The organism is Pseudomonas sp. NPDC090592 (assembly GCF_044769185.1).
GTDB lineage: Bacteria > Pseudomonadota > Gammaproteobacteria > Pseudomonadales > Pseudomonadaceae > Aquipseudomonas.
The window spans coordinates 33,435-49,172 of record NZ_JBIVXJ010000024.1 but is presented as its reverse complement, the minus strand read 5'-3'; the positions used below and the strand labels follow the sequence as shown (position 1 = coordinate 49,172).

The following is a 15,738-nucleotide window of genomic DNA, read 5'->3' as shown; positions in this document are numbered from 1 at the left end:
GCGGGCGCGCCCGCTCCCACCGGTGTCTCACCAGCCTCGAAGCCTGTGATTTCCCTGTGGGAGCGGGCGTGCCCGCGAAGAGGCCCGCACAGGCTGAAAATATCCTGAAACTCCCACCGCCACACCCTGTCACTGTTCTGACCCTGCCGTTCACAGCGTTGCGTCTAAGCTATCCGGGACGGCTCAAGCCCTTGGTTCCAAGGAGGACCGATTATGTTGCTGTTGTGGTTGATAGTGCTGGTGATCGGCGCGGCGTACCTCACGCACCGGCGCCTGGCGCCCTTGCAGATTCTCGGCATCATGGCGGCCTACGTGCTGCTGATGGGCATTTTCAGCAGTGCCCCCGGCTGGCTGCTGGCCCTGATCTGGGTCGTATTGGCGCTGAAAATAGCCCTGGTGGCGCTACCGGAATGGCGCCGCAAGGTCTTCACCGGGCCGGTATTCAACTGGTTCCAGCGCACCCTGCCGCCCATGTCGCAGACCGAGCGCGAAGCCATCGAAGCCGGCACCGTCTGGTGGGATGGTGAGCTGTTCAGCGGCCGCCCCGACTGGCGCATCCTGCTCGACTACCCGGCGCCGAAACTCACTGAAGAGGAACAGGCCTTCATCGATGGCCCCACTGAAGAACTCTGCGCCATGGTCAGCGACTGGCAGATCGGCCAGGACCTCGACCTGCCGCCCGAAGCCTGGGCCTACATCAAGCAGAACGGCTTCTTCGCCCTGATCATTCCCAAGGAATACGGCGGCAAGGGCTTCTCTGCCTATGCCCACTCCCAGGTAGCGATGAAACTGGCCACCCGCAGCGGCGACCTGGCCTCCACGGTGATGGTGCCGAACTCCCTCGGCCCGGCAGAACTACTGCTGCATTACGGCACCGACGAACAACGTAATCACTACCTGCCACGCCTGGCGCGCGGCGAGGAAATCCCCTGCTTCGCCCTCACCGGCCCGCTGGCTGGCTCCGACGCAGGTGCCATGCCAGACACCGGCATCATTTGCAAAGGCCAATGGAATGGCGAAGAAGTCATCGGCCTGCGCCTGAACTGGGAAAAGCGCTACATCACCCTGGGCCCGGTCGCCACCCTGCTGGGCCTGGCCTTCAAGGCCTACGACCCGGACCACTTGCTTGGCGAGGAAGAAGAACTGGGCATCAGCCTGGCACTGATCCCCACAGACACCCCCGGTGTGGAAATCGGCAAGCGCCACCTGCCGCTGGGCGCTGCGTTCATGAACGGCCCCAACAGTGGCAAGGACGTATTCGTCCCACTGGACTTCCTGATAGGCGGCCAAGCCATGCTCGGCAAAGGCTGGATGATGCTGATGAACTGCCTGTCGGTGGGCCGCTCGATCTCCCTGCCCGCCGTAGGCACGGGGGCCGCCAAATACACCAGCCTGGTCACCGGCCAGTACGCCAGCATCCGCGAGCAATTCAACGTGCCGCTGGCAGCCTTCGAAGGCATCCAGGAATCGCTGGCACGCATCGGCGGCAATGCCTGGCTGATGGACAGCGCCCGCCTGCTGACCGCCAAAGCCGTGGACCTGGGCGAGAAACCTTCGGTGCTGTCGGCGATTCTCAAGTACCACCTCACCGAGCGCGGCCGCGAATGCATCCAGCACGCCATGGACGTGCACGGTGGCAAGGGCATCATCATGGGCCCGAACAATTACCTGGGGCGCAACTGGCAAGGGGCGCCGATCTTCATCACCGTCGAAGGTGCCAACATCCTCTCGCGCAACCTGATGATCTTCGGCCAGGGCGCCATCCGCTGCCACCCGTTCGTGCTCAAGGAAATGGCCCTGGCGGGCCGTGAGGACCGCGACCAGGCGCTGAAGGAATTCGACGACCTGCTGTTGAAGCACATCATGTTCGCTGCCGGCAACGCGGCAAGCACACTGGTGTTCAACCTCGGGCTGGGCCGACTGGAGAATGTGCCGGGTGATGCCTTGAGCCAGGGCTACTTCCGCGCCCTCAACCGCCAGGCATCAGCCTTTGCCCTGCTGGCCGACCTGTCGATGATGCTGCTGGGCGGCGCGCTCAAACGTCGCGAACGCCTGAGCGCGCGGCTGGGCGACGTGCTGAGCTACCTGTACCTGTCCAGCGCCGCGCTCAAGCGCTATCACGACCTGGGCTCACCGAAGCACATGCAGCCGCTGCTGTGCTGGGCCATGGAAGAAAGCCTGGGCCAGGCGGAAAGGGCGCTGGACCGCTTGCTCGACAACTTCCCCAACCGGTTTGTCGGTTGCGCACTGCGCGTGCTGGTATTCCCTTTCGGCCGCCGCCATACCGGGCCGAGCGATGAGCTGGACGCCGAAGTGGCGGCGCTGATTGGCCGCAGCAAAGGCGACCCGGCGTTGGAGGAGTTGCTTGCCGGTTGCTTCAGGCCACAAGCTGAGGGCGACCCGGTGGCGGCACTGCAACGGGCGTGTGATCTTCTGGACGAGGCTGCGCCACTGCACAAAGTGCTGCATCAGGCAATCAAGGAGGGCAAGGTACAGCCAGCAGCTGGGCAGTCGGCCATCGATGCGGCCGTCGAGAGCGGTTCACTGCAAGCTGGCGAAGGTCAACGGTTGCATGCGGCGGAGCAGGCACGCCGGGCCGTGATCGATGTGGATGCGTTCGACAAGGCGCAACTGCTGCCGGAACAGGGCAAGGTACGCTGAAACAGGGGCCGTTTTGCGGCCCCCTCCCTCCCGGCGTATACTCCGCGCCCGTTTCATCCACCTCGAGGACCATCCCCATGGCCACCCCCCACCTGCAATACCACCTGCAACTGCTGAACCACCTGCGCACCATCCTGGTGGCCCTGGGTGAAGCCGAGCAGGTACCGGAGGAAAGCCACGCCCTGTTCCTCGAACGCTTCGATGAGCTGCTGACCCTGCTCCCGCAAAACCCGCTGGAAAGCCAGTACCTGGGCCAGGACCTGATCTGCCAGGTGATACAGCGCTACCCACAGATCGCCCACCTGGTACCCCGCGACCTGCTGTGGTTCTTCGGCGGAGACTGCCTGCACTACATGCCCGATGATGAACTGGCCCTGTACCAGCAACTGGAAGAGCGCCGTTACGAGGCCGATCAAAACGATGAACCCTTCGACTGGCACGCTGAAAAGCAACTGTTGAACCTGACCGGCCCAACGTCCCGCCATTGATCTGCCACGCTCCCGGCCGTCCGCTGGCCGGGTGTTTGCAGAAATTTCCACACGAATGTTCCTCTCGGCCCTACATTTACTTCGCCCTCCCCTCCGTACGCTGACAGCGTTTCAAGAATGCCTCTGCACTTGAAGCGCTGTGTGCCTGGCACATAGCCAGCCAACCAAATCAACGTACGGATTGAATGATGAAAAAAATTCTAATGGTGCTCGCCCTGGGCCTGGCAAGCACCACGGCCTTCGCTGCCGATGAAACCGGCAGAATCCTCTTCAAAGGGCATATCAATGGCGGCAGCACCTGCCCTATCGAAGTGGTTGAACCGGGCATGGGTGGCCTGGGCTGGGTAGACCTTGGGGTGTATCCGGTCAAGTATTTCGCCTCAGGCACCTCCACTACCGATGTCGCGTTCGCTCTGCGAATCGAAGCGGACGCCACTTGCGTCATCACGCCGGGCACCAACGCTAAAGTGAAATTCGACTCCTTGAGCGGCGATGCAGGTCCGAACGGGGAATACTACGCCATTCGCAGCGCCGGTGCCGAAGGTTTGGCCCTGGAGATCAAAGACGAGGATTCCAACTCGATTGCGCCGCGAACAGTCTCGAAGGATTACCCAGTGGCGTCCACCGGCTCCACCGATATGAAATTCTTCGCCTCGCTGATCAAGACCGGCAACGTGACCGATGGCGCAGCCAGTGCAGATGTGAACTTCACCGTCACCCTGCCTTGATGCCCTTCCAGGTGCCTCTGCGCACCTGGATTCCTCGCCCACTCTGATTCGGTCACCTCTCATGCTTTCCGTCATCCGCACCTTGAAGCTGCTGGGCGGCTGCCTGCTGCTGGCCTGCCTGCAGAACAGTGCCCACGCCGCCCTTACCATCAGCAGCACGCGCATCATCTACGACAGTAGCCAACGCAGCGCCTCGGTGGTAGTTGCCAACCCAAGCCAACGCCCCTTTGCCGCCCAGGCCTGGGTCAATACCCAGGCCGATGACACCACCACGGCAGTACCGTTCATGACGGCTCCGGCCCTGTTCAGGCTGGCTGCCGGCAAGGACCAATCGGTTCAAATCAGCGGCCTGCCAAACGACCTGCCGCAGGACCGCGAATCGCTGTTTTTCTTCAACTTGCAGGAAATCCCCCAGGCCAACGACGGTGAACGCAACGCGCTGAACATTGCCTTGCGTACCCGCATCAAGCTGTTCTATCGCCCTAGCACTGTGCACGGCAACCCGGTACATCAGCTCAAGCAACTGCACCTCGCCAAGACCCTGCGCGATGGCCGCCCACACCTGACCCTGCATAACCCCACACCCTACCACTACACCTTCAGCCGCCTGGACCTGGTCAATGGAAAACAGCAAAAAGCCCTGCCGGGTGCTGACATGGTGCCGCCCATGTCCGAACTCAGCTATCCGCTGCCAGCCGGGCTGAAAGGCGCCGGACTGCAGGCCATCGTGAGCGTGATCAATGACTACGGCGGCACCAGCACACCGCTGACGCTACCGGTACACGACGCCCCCTGAGTTCACGCCCCCTCCTGAAGGAGCCACAATGTTCCTGCAACCCCCCGGGTGCAGGCGTATTCGCCTGCGCCACGTTTGTCCGATGGTGCTATGCCTGTCCACCGGCACGGTGCTAGCGACCCCCACTGCGCTGGCAGACGCCGAGTTCGAGGCAAGTTTCCTGTACCTCCCCCCCGGGCAGTCAAGGGGGAACGCCGCCCACGCCCTGCACACGCTGTCCGGGCAACAGGAACTGCCGCCTGGGCGCTATCCCGTGCAGCTACTGGTCAACCTGCGCCCCGCCGGCGTGCACGAGCTGGCGTTCGAGACGGCCCCCGACGGCGGGCAGCTGCGGGCGTGTCTGCCTTCCGCCCTGATGGCTGATCTGGGCCTGCGACTCGATGCCATCGAGGATCCCGCGGCACATCAAAGTGCCTGCCTGGACTTGCTCAATCTGGTACCGGGCGCACGTGTCGACTTCGATGCCAGCCAACTGCAGTTGGCCATTTCCATACCGCAGATTGCCCTGCAGCGAGACAAGGCTGGCCAAGTGGACCCGGCGCGCTGGGAAAGCGGCATACCGGCCGCATTCGTCAGTTACCAGGCCTCCATGCAGCAAAGCCACAGCCGCGGGCGCGGCAGCCAGAACAGCCAGGACCTGTACCTTAACAGCGGCATCAACCTGGGCGGCTGGCGTTTACGCAGCAATCAGGCCTGGCGCCGCGATGACGAGGGCCGGCAATCCTGGGACCGGTCATCTACCTACGCCCAGCACGACCTGCCTGGCACCTGGGGCAACATCACCCTGGGCGAAACATTCACCAGCAGTGACGTATTCCGCAGCGTGCCGGTGGTAGGCGTGCGCCTGGCGTCCGATTTCGACATGCTGCCCGATGCAATGCGCAGCTATGCCCCCACCCTGCGCGGCGTGGCGCAGACCCGCGCCAAACTGGAAGTGTGGCAGAACGGTTACCCCATCTACTCGACCTATGTCAGCCCAGGCCCCTACGCCATCGACGACTTGCACGTGGGCGCCACTGGCGAGCTGGAAGTGGTACTGACCGAGGCCGATGGCCAGGTGCGGCGCTTCATCCAACCCTATGCCAGTATCACCAATCTGCTCCGCCCCGGGGTATGGCGCTACAGTGCCACGCTCGGCCGCTACAACCCGGCAGTGGGCAGTGAGAACCCGCTGCTGTGGCAAGGCACCATGGCCTTGGGCATGGTGTGGAATGCCACCCTGTATGGCGGGCTGATGGCCAGCGAAGGCTATAGCGCCGGAGCCATCGGCATCGCCCGGGACCTGGGGGCAATCGGGGCGCTTTCCTTCGACATCACCCATGCCCGCAGCGATATTGCACCCGTGGAGGAGCGCACCCTGCAAGGTATGAGCTACAGCGCCAGGTACAGCAAAGCCTTCAACAGCGGCACACACTTGCGCTTTGCCGGGTACCGCTATTCGACCCAGAACTATCGCGACTTTGACGAGTGGATCAGCCAGCGCAGCAGCGACCGACTGTTCCTGGGCAGCCGGCGCAGCCGCGTGGAGGGTTCGATCAACCAGCGTGTTGGCGAGCGCAGCACGCTAAGCCTTACCTTGTCACAACAGGATTACTGGCAACGCAGCGATAGCCAACGCCAGTTCCAGCTAAACTTCAGTACTTCGCACAAGGGCGTCAGCTACAGCCTGTATGGGTCTCAATCGCTGACGCAAAACAGTACGGGCAGTGACCGCCAGTTCGGCCTGAGCGTGTCGGTTCCGCTGGAGTTTGGCCGCAGCAGCAGCTTGAGCTTCGACGTGCAATACGCAGCCAACGGCACCTCGCAGCGGGCAGCGTTGAACAGCCAGGTCGACCGCCTGAACTACAACGCCACCGTCGCCTCAACCGAACAGCGGCAACAAAGCGCAGGCCTGTCCGTGGCCTATCAAGCCCCTCAGGCAACGTACGGGGCGGGCCTGTCGGCGTCGGATGACTACCGCAGCCTGTCCCTTAACATGAGTGGTGCAACACTGCTGCACGCTGATGGTATGGCGTTTGGCCCCTATCTAGGCGAAACCATTGGCCTGGTGCATGTGCCCGATACCCCAGGCGTGGGGTTACAGAGCCACGGCGCCGTGCGCACCAACACCAAGGGCTATGCCCTGGTTCCCCACTTGCGCCCGTACCGGCTCAACCAGCTGGTACTAGACACCGACCAGCTGGACCCGGACGTAGAAATCGTCAACGGCACCGCCGATGCCGTACCACGGCGCGGCGCAGTCATCAAAAGCCAGTTCGAGGCCCGTCGTGCCAACCGTGTGGTACTCACCCTTACCAGCAAAGACCAGCAGCCCTTGCCCTTTGGCAGCCAGCTCCACGACGCCGACGGCAACGTGCTGGGCATGGTCGGCCCTGGTGGCCGCGTGATGGTGTCGATGGCCGGTGGCCTGCAGCCGCTCGAAGCTCGCTGGGGTGAGGCACCTGAAAGCCGCTGCCGGTTCTCGCTGGACCCGCAAACGATTCCTCTGCAACAGGGCTATCGCGTTCTATCGCTGCCATGTGAATAACTTGACCTGCGCCCTTCGTCATGAAACCCGCGCCCAGAACAGGCGCACACCACCAGGAAATGCGAATGAAACGCCTCATGCCTTGGGCACTGCCCATCGCGCTGCTGAGCACCTATCAGGCCCATGCCGCAGACCGCTGCACCTGGACCGCAGGCAGCCAACCAATGACCATCACCCGCACACTAAACGCCGTCATGCATGTACCCGCGAATGCCGCCCCAGGCTCCGCCATCGGCACACCCAACCAATGGGAATTCACCCGGTCAATGCCCTTTTCAGAGCTGCATTGTTACAACGATGGAGACGTGCTCTGGCGTTTCGATATGAACGCCAGGGATATCTTTCCCGACCCACTCCCCCCGTGGCAGGTGAACCGTCTGATGGCTACGTGCTGAAAACCAACATCGACGGCGTTGGCGCGCGCATCCGCCTTCAACAACCGTTCAACGGCTCACATCCCACCTACTTCATGCCTGACAGTGGCCCCCACGACCCCTTCATCCCGATGCGATCGACCATGCAGGCCAACAACCAGCTGGGGGGCTTCAGGCTGAACACAATCTGGAATCAGGTCACCTTGGTCAAAACGGGGGATATCGCCCCCGGCTTGCACCGGGTCGACACCGAACTGTTCACTGGGCATTTCGATGCCCAAGGCCTGGGCCTGGTATTGCGCTACCGATTGCAGGCCGACGTGCTGCAAACCCAATGCAGTCTCATCGGGGACCCGATTAGCGATACCCCAGTGGACCTACAGACGTGGGACAAATCGCATTTCGTCGGCATAGGCACCACAACTGCAACCGTGCCCTTTTCCATTACCCTCAGCAACTGCAAGACAGACCCGGGGGGGCTGACCAGGGCTAGCATCGAACTCGACCCCGCCAACGGTTCTGCGCCGGTACCTGGGCTGGACAGTGTGTTCACGCTCACCGCAGATTCCACTGCCGAAGGGGTCGGCATACAGGTGCTGAAAGATGACGGCACCCCCTTGGCGCTGCAACAGGAAGAGGACCTTCAAGCGATCCAGGATGGCGTCACCGTGCTGAACTTTGGCGCACGCTTCTACCAGACTGGCGATACCAGCGCGATACGTGCTGGCGAGGCAAACGGGGCCTTGAACTTCACCCTTCGCTACCGCTGAAACCGAGCAGGCAAAACGGCGCCCAAGGGCTTTAAAGCCCTTGGGCGCCGGTCTCATCCAGGTTCACGTTTCAGCATCAAGCCTCACTTTCAGTCGAGCTCAGAATGTTCTGCGGGTCATAGCCGTACAGGCACTCACCTTTTTCAGGGTCCGTCACCTTGGTCAGGCGGTTGAGCGCATCATATTCCAGGCTGCGGCCTGCATCGTCGCGTATCAAGTTGCCATTCCTGTCGTATTCAAGCTGGATTTCTTCAGGGTACGGGTCGCCAAAGTTATTGGTGATGCGTGAAAGCTGAGCAGGGTCCGCCAGGTTCTCGAAGTGGTAGGTCGCCAGATTCTGCCCCCCCTCGAAGGTTGTCTGCACCAGACGAATGTTATCGACCGGATCAAAGCGGAATACCTGCCTGGAAATCTGTTTGCCATAAGGGTCAACCGGGCACAGCTCGCCTACACAGGTATAAATGGTCAGCCTGCCGCGCGTATCATATTTGTACGTCTCGGTACGCAGCACCGTAGGGCCTTGTGCAAGCTTGCGTTCGATTATACGGTCAAACTCGTCATACTCTTGAGTCAGTACTTGATCGGGAGACTGGGTGAAGGTGAAGGTTCGGGAAATTTCCCGTTCCAGGTCATCATACTCCAAGCTGGTTTTAAGCGAATTGATCCCGGCACTCGAGGCCTCAGTGGTCTCGTAGCTCTTGGTCCGCCCCAGGTCGTCGTACACGAAGGTGCTCGATAGCTCCCCCAACGTGGTGACCTCAAGCCGCCCAATATCATCGTATTCATTGACCTGGGTCTGCTTCAGCACATCCCGGTATGACTCCAGGCGCCCACGGTAGCTATAGCCATACGCCATGTCGTATTCGCCCCGGGTTTCATCGCGTACTTCACCGGTACTGTAATACGTGCGCGTGAATGCTTGCCCACCGACTTCGTTACAGCTTTCCAGGCGCGCATTCTGCTTGTCGAATACATAATTGGCCTCGTTGCCGCCCAGCCGTCGCATTACAGGTTCATCTGTCAGGTAGGGGCGGTAAAGGTATTCGATTTCGCCTTCAGGGGTGATGACCTTGTTCGGTTTGGTCTCACCCGGTGCATATTCATACACCTGCCTACGGCCGCCGGTTATCGACCAGTCCATCAGGTCCAGGCCATTGAAGTGTTGCTCTCCCAGCAGTTCGAGATCGTTTACACGGATGGTGACTGGCAAGTCCTTGTCGCTGTGTGCAGCATAGGTTCTATAAACCACATCACCTTCACGCAACTCATGCGCCAGCAGGCGGTCGAAGCCATCATAGGTGAATGTTTCTTTCTGCTTTTCATCCTCGTTACCGAGCCCCGACATTTCTTTGTGCTTACGGCCGTACCCATCGTACTCGCTCAGCACCTCACTCTTGAGCAGCGTTTCTTGCTCGTCGGCCGGATCCTTTTTCACCCACCGCTTGACGTGCACAGGCAGATCAAAACGATTCAACTGGGTTTCAGTAACCCCGGTCTTGGCGCCGTTTTCCAGTTCGTTGCCCGCATCGTCCAACACCCTCTGCCGCCACTCACGCCTGACAGGGCCGGTTTCACCATCCCCCACAGGGTTCGTCTGGGCAAATTCAGCAACCCCATCAGGGCCGATGACACACAATTGCTCGCCCCAGCTGTCGTACCGGTACTGGCTTTTCAGGTGCAGGTCACGGTCCTTGAGCCAGTCGACTTCTGTCTCTTCCAGCGGCCGGCCCCATGCATCGAAACTGGCGGTGAAAATGGTTTTGGTTTCGCCCTTGGGCAGATCATTGTCCGGGTCTTCGCGCTCTTCCTTGACGGTACGAGAGGCACCATCGAAATAGGCCACTGTCATCACGCCCTTCGCATCGTACTGCGTCTGGGTGGCCTGAACGCTCTCATCGTTGCTCAGCAGGTATTCGTAGCGTCGCAGCGCCTCTTCCTCCTTGCCAGGGCTCACGATTTCCCGCTCGACCCGCTGCAGGGCGTCCCATACGGTCATGATCTCCGTGTTGGTATCATCGCGATTGAGAACCGTTTTACCGGTTGCCAGCGACAGTTGTACCTTTATTTCCTTGGTGGATGCGTCGTAGCCGGTCAGCAACTGCTCGTCCTGCAACACCTGCATGGTCCCGTTGACCAAGGGCCCCCGCGCCTTGGCAGTATCCCAAAAGAGGGTTTCATAGGTGTAAGTGTGCTCAAGCAAGGTGTCGAGCGTATCCGCCTCGCCCGGTTTACCCTTGTTCGGGTTCGGGTAGCGCGTTTGCTGGCTCTTGAGGCGGCCATGTTGCAGTGGCTTGGCTGGCACGACAGTTTCGTCCGCAGCTTGCTCGTATGCATGATTTGTAGCTTTGGTCACATCGCCGCTGGTATAGGTTTCCACCTCCACCTCCAGCCAGTGCGGCTGCTGTGTCTGCGACTGAGCACTGGTCAGCGTTGGCAGTTGCTGATAGGTGTAATGCGTGGTCCGCGCCAGCTTACTGCCAGGATGGTTGGCTGCCGGGGTCTGTATTTTTTCCTTCAGGAAGGCAACGAAGCCCTCCTCATGGCCAGGGAAACCTGGTTCTGTTGCGTCATACCACGTGTAGGCATCTTCAATGCCATTAGCCGCTTTGTGCGTCTTGAGGTTGCCGTAGTCGTCATAGGTGCTGGTTTCTGACAGTTTGAACACAGTCCCCGGGTTGTTTTTCAGCCACCAGCGCGTGTCAATGCTGTGGACCAACTGACAATAATTTGGCTGCTCCTTGAATAGACCAGGCTTCAGGTTGTATCCGGTCTTTACTTCCTTGATCTGGTTGCCGATGACCTCGGTTTCGCCAGCGTTCAACGCCTCGCCTACATAGGTCGTTTCCCCCGTGAGCAGGTGAAACTTGTTGAACTCGCGGAACGTGCTGCGCACGGGCTTGCCATCGGCCCAGAGTGTTTCGGTGGTGGCATAGTCATAGTCGACAACCTGGCGGAACAGGTTGTCCAGGCCATCGTTTATCCAGTCCAGTTCTATGTTGCCACCCAGAAAGTTGTGGCCATCGCTGGAGTAGGTATAACGCGTATCGATCGCAGGTTGGCAATGACCTGGGTGCTGTACATGACGGGTAACCCGCGGCAGCGGCTGCAGCCCTGAACCGATCGGGAACTCGTGGCCGCCATCACCGTAGGTGATTTCTTCAAAACCGCCAGCGGGGGTGTGAACGGTGTGGATGCAGTCGCAGTCGCGTTCGCGTTTATAGGTAAAGCGCCAACTGGCCAGGTTCTCGGTGGGCAGCTCAATGCGATCTACCTGGTTGTCTCTGCCCAATACCAGGGTGTAGGTAGCATTGCCTGTGTCTGTTGGCATCGTCAGCTGCACATTGCCCTGGCGAGCCACCTCCAGCAGGGTGACGCCACGCATGTCGGTGATCTTGGTCAACATCGGGAAGTTGCCGAAGGTGTCGTACTCCAGGTTCAGCCAATGGCCCTGGCGGCTGAAAATCAGGGTCGGTACTGCCCGGGTGTACTGGCCTGAGCCTTTTGGTTCAAGCACCTCTACCACGCCAGAACGGTGCACCACACGCCATTGGCTGTCAGAGTCCTCGTAAAGGTGGAACGTGTCGATTTTTTTTTCCGACATGGTCAACTGGTTGGTGGTGCCGACGCTGCCGTCGGCTTTGAAGGTTTCGCCATTGGCCAGGGAAATGATCCGGCGGCCCATGGCGGGATCGAACTCGGTGGTGCGCAGGTTCCAGCCTTTACCATAGCCACTGTCAAAAACGTTGAGCGGGCTATAGTGCAGCGCGACGTCAAACTCCGGCCCCAACTGATCGTTACCAGAAAGGCTGCGAAGGTTGGCAGAAAACGTATACAAACCGGTGCGTGAATCCACGCCGCCCGTCAAATGGCTCATGAAATTGAAGGCGTTGGAATGCACTGAGCGTTCATTGGACATTAGGGGTCTCCTTAATATAAACAGCCATCAGTAGTCGATAGTCACGCACGATATTTTTCCATCCACCGCGCCTTTGTTATACTCCCCGCCATCAAACATGATGCCTTTCGTTACAATATCCCCTGGCTTAGGCCCATTGAGATCTGAAATTTTTTGCCAACCAACCGTTATTGGATTTATATAAGTCCGAAACCTGAAGTACCAGTCACCGCCCTCCCTGCAATCATCCTCGGCGTGAAATGTTATCAATGCAGCAGAAGGTGCATTATCGAGCCGGTACCAATACATATCATCATTGGTGCAATTATTATTGTCACCACCATTGAATTTATACTGCCCACCCTTGATCTCGAACGAGCACGTATTTTGGTCAGGCTCGCCCCCCTTGCCGCCAGCAAAATATATCATTGGTGTGTTCGTAGTCCCAACAGGCTTACGGTCGAGCGCATAGAACAAAGCTGCCGCTGCTGAAAGCAAAGCCAAAAGGCCAACGATACGCCATACCGCAGTATTGGACGTCATGATCTTTCTCCACTCAAATAATTTAAACAGTCCGCTTGCCTGGCAGGCGGCCTGTAAACTTCACGCCGGTCTGAACAGGCTCTGTCCGATGTAGTTTCGATGACCAATGGTACTGGGGGACCCAAAAGAAAACTGCCGGTAATGTGCATTACCCTGATAGTCCCGCAGCAGCACCGCGATGGATCGTGAAAGGTGTTTACGCTCCTCTTCACCCGGTGTCCCGTACGAAAAGTCCATCACCCGATGATTGGTAATCACCAGGCTGCCTGCTTCAAAGTTAGTCCGGTCGACCTGGGTTTCCAGCTCTGTTCGCGCGCGCATCAAAGTTTTCAAATCATCATCAAAATCAATCTTGACATCCGACGAGTTCCACTTGCCGTTGTCCTTGGCATATCGATCCTGGAATATAGACCCAGTAAAGCTGAACATGATTTCGTTGCGGTGCTCGGACTCCCAACGAATCATGGACCGACTGATGTGCCCCCCCCCCTCCTGTGGATCCAGGAACTCAACGGTCTCAAAGTGGCTGCCTCTCAACTTGAATACCCAGTAGTCCAGCGTTTTCAACCAAAGATCAAATGCAGGGTCACCGGGATCGCTCGGATTGCCCGTCCCCCCCTCTACACGTTTTCGTTCCCATGTGTAGTGATCGTCCCCAAAGTCCGTGGTCGACTTCGGTATTACTTCAACCCGGGTTCCGGTCCCGCCACTGCCATCATCAGAAGACGCTATCCCCCCCGCATCGACAGAGAATGTGCTGTAGAATGAAGTAGCTACCCCTGCCCGCTCCGTACAATGAAGGTAGATATCCACCCGGGTAGTGCCTTCTTCATTTGCAATACCAGGCGCCTCGAGCAATTGCCCATAGGCCAGCTCAAACCGATTGGGCTGCCGACGGGTTGCCCATGTGTAGGGGGCAGCCGGTTCTATGCCGCCACTCGGGTTATGATCACTCAGCTCTACCAGAAGTTGCTTACTGATCAGCGAAGTCAAACTGATGCTGGCTTCCTCATCTTTGCTGATACGATAATGGATGCCACCCACAGCCTCGGTTTCGATCACTGCTTGCAGGCGTAATGACTGGAAGCCGTTATTGAACAGTACGCCCGTGGCACCTTGCCCACCCCCACCGGGTACGCTGATCTTGTAGCTCGTCAACTTGAGCCACGTGCCTTCTTCCACCAATTGCGCTTCGCCAAACTCCAGCAAGCTGTAACCTGCCGCCAGCACCACGCCGTTCTGCACCAACTCGCAGGTCACCACGCTGGTGCCCTGTTGGGCCCCCGAAGGTGCGGTGTAACGACCTTCGTCATCAAGCGTACCCGGCCCGATCAGTTGCCAACGCCTGCGTGCGCCTGGCAGTAGGTCTGGGTCTCGCTCTGTGAGCGGCACAACCTGGTCCGGCTCCAGCCCCGTTACACGTACCGGGTCGATGACCATCGATTGCAGACCATTGAGCATGACCAGTGCCGACGTACGCTGCTGGCCGCCTTTGACTTGCACCTGCTGGACACTTAGCTGACGCCGGTCGGCAGCCTTCTCGGCAGTAAACACATTGCGCTTGCCATGGGTCTGGGCAAGCTGACCGCGCTGGCCCCCGGACAGTGACCATTCGATTTCATCCGCCGGCATGGCCGCGCCCAGGGCCATGGGGGTGCGTGATGCAAACACAGCGACCCGCGGCGCGATCTGGACCTGTTCAAATTGCACGATCAGCTGAGTGGTCAGTTTATGAGTCTCCTCCCCCTCTTTCAGCTCAGCCGTGATCAGGATTGTCAAACTATGGTGGCCAATACCCTCAACCCCGATGGCCTGGTAAAGACCATTGGGGTCGATCTGGCCATCGCCGGCAGCTTCATGGCTCTGGCGGCTTCGGGCCTGCCAGCGGGTCGCAAGCACCTCCTCCCCCGCCTGGTTGCGTAGGGTAAATTTGACCGACTCACCGGCGCGGATCACTTTCGCCGGCGAGTCAATGGAATACAACGGTGGTACCGCGACAACATTGCCAAACACTGCAAGATCGAAGGGTGTGTGCCGTACCTGCTCAACGAATGTGTGCGACGTCGCGAACAATACCGATGCAAGCACATCCAGGTATTCATCACGCACATGGCCAAGCAGGGCTTTGTCTACGACGATGGTCGCCGAATAGCGCTCGCTGCCGTCATCGTTGCGGTCATCGGGAATCAGATAGGGAAATGAATGCTCAGGTAGGTCACCCGGGTCAGCATTAGCCCGCAGTTGAATGAACGTCAGCACCGCACCGTCACCGTAGTTGTCTGCCCCAAGGGTCTGGGCGCCTGGCGCAGCTTGCGTCAAGATCCGAAAGTGTGTAGGCGACAATGCCGAATAGCCCGAGAAATCAAGCATGCCCAGTTCAAACTGGCCACGATGCGCGGGTAACTGTTTGAATTGTTCTTGCATGGCCGTTGCAATCAGGCTGTTGACGTCCTGATCCTTTCCTGCCAGGTTGCAGCTGAAACCCGATGCATCGGCCAGGTCCAGCGTCACCCTGCCGCGCCGATCGACCGTGCCGGTCACCAGCCGCAGATCCACGTCCATCACCAGCGAATAGCCCATCGACTCATCGATGATGAAGCGCGTCAACAGGTTCTCTGCCAATGGCGATTGAAGGCTGTAGACCCCTGCCACGATAGGGAACGTCACCTGCGCTCTGGAATCGCTCAGCGATGCATGGGGAAACGAAAGCAGCGGCGCACCAAACTCGATCTTGCGCAACACGCTGCGGGTGCGGATAAAGTCTTCGTGGTAGACATCAGCATTGAACAGCGGCATGAAGCTCAACGTACCCAAACGCTGCCTGTACTGTTCAAGCAACAGGTCGTTCAGGCGCGAACGGCTGAACGCGGCGACGGCGCCCCAGCCGCGGGTGATGTTACGCCGGTCCATCCGCGCCAATACATGATCGATAGGGTTTACAGACATGACATTCTCC

Annotated in this window: 10 protein-coding genes; 7 read left to right on the top strand and 3 right to left on the bottom strand. The window is 59.4% G+C overall.

Translation table 11 applies throughout. The features are described 5' to 3' along the window. Positions 1-213 precede the first annotated feature (213 nt). The 7 genes from ACIQUI_RS20280 to ACIQUI_RS20250 all read left to right on the top strand — a co-directional run bounded on the left by ACIQUI_RS20280 (position 214) and on the right by ACIQUI_RS20250 (position 8,344). Positions 214-2,661 (top strand): acyl-CoA dehydrogenase, encoded by a 2,448-nt coding sequence (locus ACIQUI_RS20280; protein WP_403202073.1) that lies wholly within the window; start codon positions 214-216, stop codon positions 2,659-2,661. Positions 2,662-2,738: 77 nt separating this feature from the next. Then, entirely contained in the window at positions 2,739-3,149 is a 411-nt protein-coding gene (locus ACIQUI_RS20275; RefSeq protein WP_403202070.1) for a PA2817 family protein, read from the top strand. Positions 3,150-3,334: 185 nt separating this feature from the next. Then, positions 3,335-3,877 carry a fimbrial protein gene (locus ACIQUI_RS20270; protein ID WP_403202067.1) on the top strand — a complete coding sequence of 181 codons (543 nt, stop codon included), beginning with the start codon at positions 3,335-3,337 and terminating at the stop codon, positions 3,875-3,877. A gap of 61 nt (positions 3,878-3,938) precedes the next feature. Continuing rightward, the gene (locus ACIQUI_RS20265) at positions 3,939-4,673 is read left to right on the top strand and encodes a molecular chaperone (RefSeq protein WP_403202064.1); all 735 of its coding nucleotides are present in this window, start codon (positions 3,939-3,941) and stop codon (positions 4,671-4,673) included. Between the two features lie 28 nt (positions 4,674-4,701). Continuing rightward, complete coding sequence (locus ACIQUI_RS20260; protein ID WP_403202061.1) at positions 4,702-7,200, top strand: fimbria/pilus outer membrane usher protein; 2,499 nt, start codon at positions 4,702-4,704, stop codon at positions 7,198-7,200. 65 nt (positions 7,201-7,265) lie between these two features. Next, positions 7,266-7,595: a hypothetical protein gene (locus ACIQUI_RS20255; RefSeq protein ID WP_403202058.1), complete on the top strand. Its 330-nt coding sequence runs from the start codon at positions 7,266-7,268 to the stop codon at positions 7,593-7,595. Continuing rightward, positions 7,589-8,344, top strand: a complete 756-nt coding sequence (locus tag ACIQUI_RS20250) for a fimbrial protein (RefSeq protein WP_403202056.1) — start codon at positions 7,589-7,591, stop codon at positions 8,342-8,344. The genes ACIQUI_RS20255 and ACIQUI_RS20250 overlap by 7 nt, the downstream gene beginning before the upstream one ends. 76 nt (positions 8,345-8,420) lie before the next feature. Here ACIQUI_RS20250 and ACIQUI_RS20245 read toward each other — a convergent pair whose 3' ends face one another. Genes ACIQUI_RS20245 through ACIQUI_RS20235 form a run of 3 tightly spaced genes read right to left on the bottom strand, consistent with a single transcriptional unit; the run spans position 8,421 to position 15,728 of the window. Continuing rightward, positions 8,421-12,260, bottom strand: coding sequence for an RHS repeat domain-containing protein (locus ACIQUI_RS20245; protein ID WP_403202054.1), 3,840 nt, complete (start codon positions 12,258-12,260; stop codon positions 8,421-8,423). 27 nt (positions 12,261-12,287) lie between these two features. Next, entirely contained in the window at positions 12,288-12,782 is a 495-nt protein-coding gene (locus ACIQUI_RS20240; RefSeq protein ID WP_403202051.1) for a hypothetical protein, read from the bottom strand. Between the two features lie 60 nt (positions 12,783-12,842). Continuing rightward, positions 12,843-15,728 (bottom strand): hypothetical protein, encoded by a 2,886-nt coding sequence (locus tag ACIQUI_RS20235; protein ID WP_403202048.1) that lies wholly within the window; start codon positions 15,726-15,728, stop codon positions 12,843-12,845. Positions 15,729-15,738 lie beyond the last annotated feature (10 nt).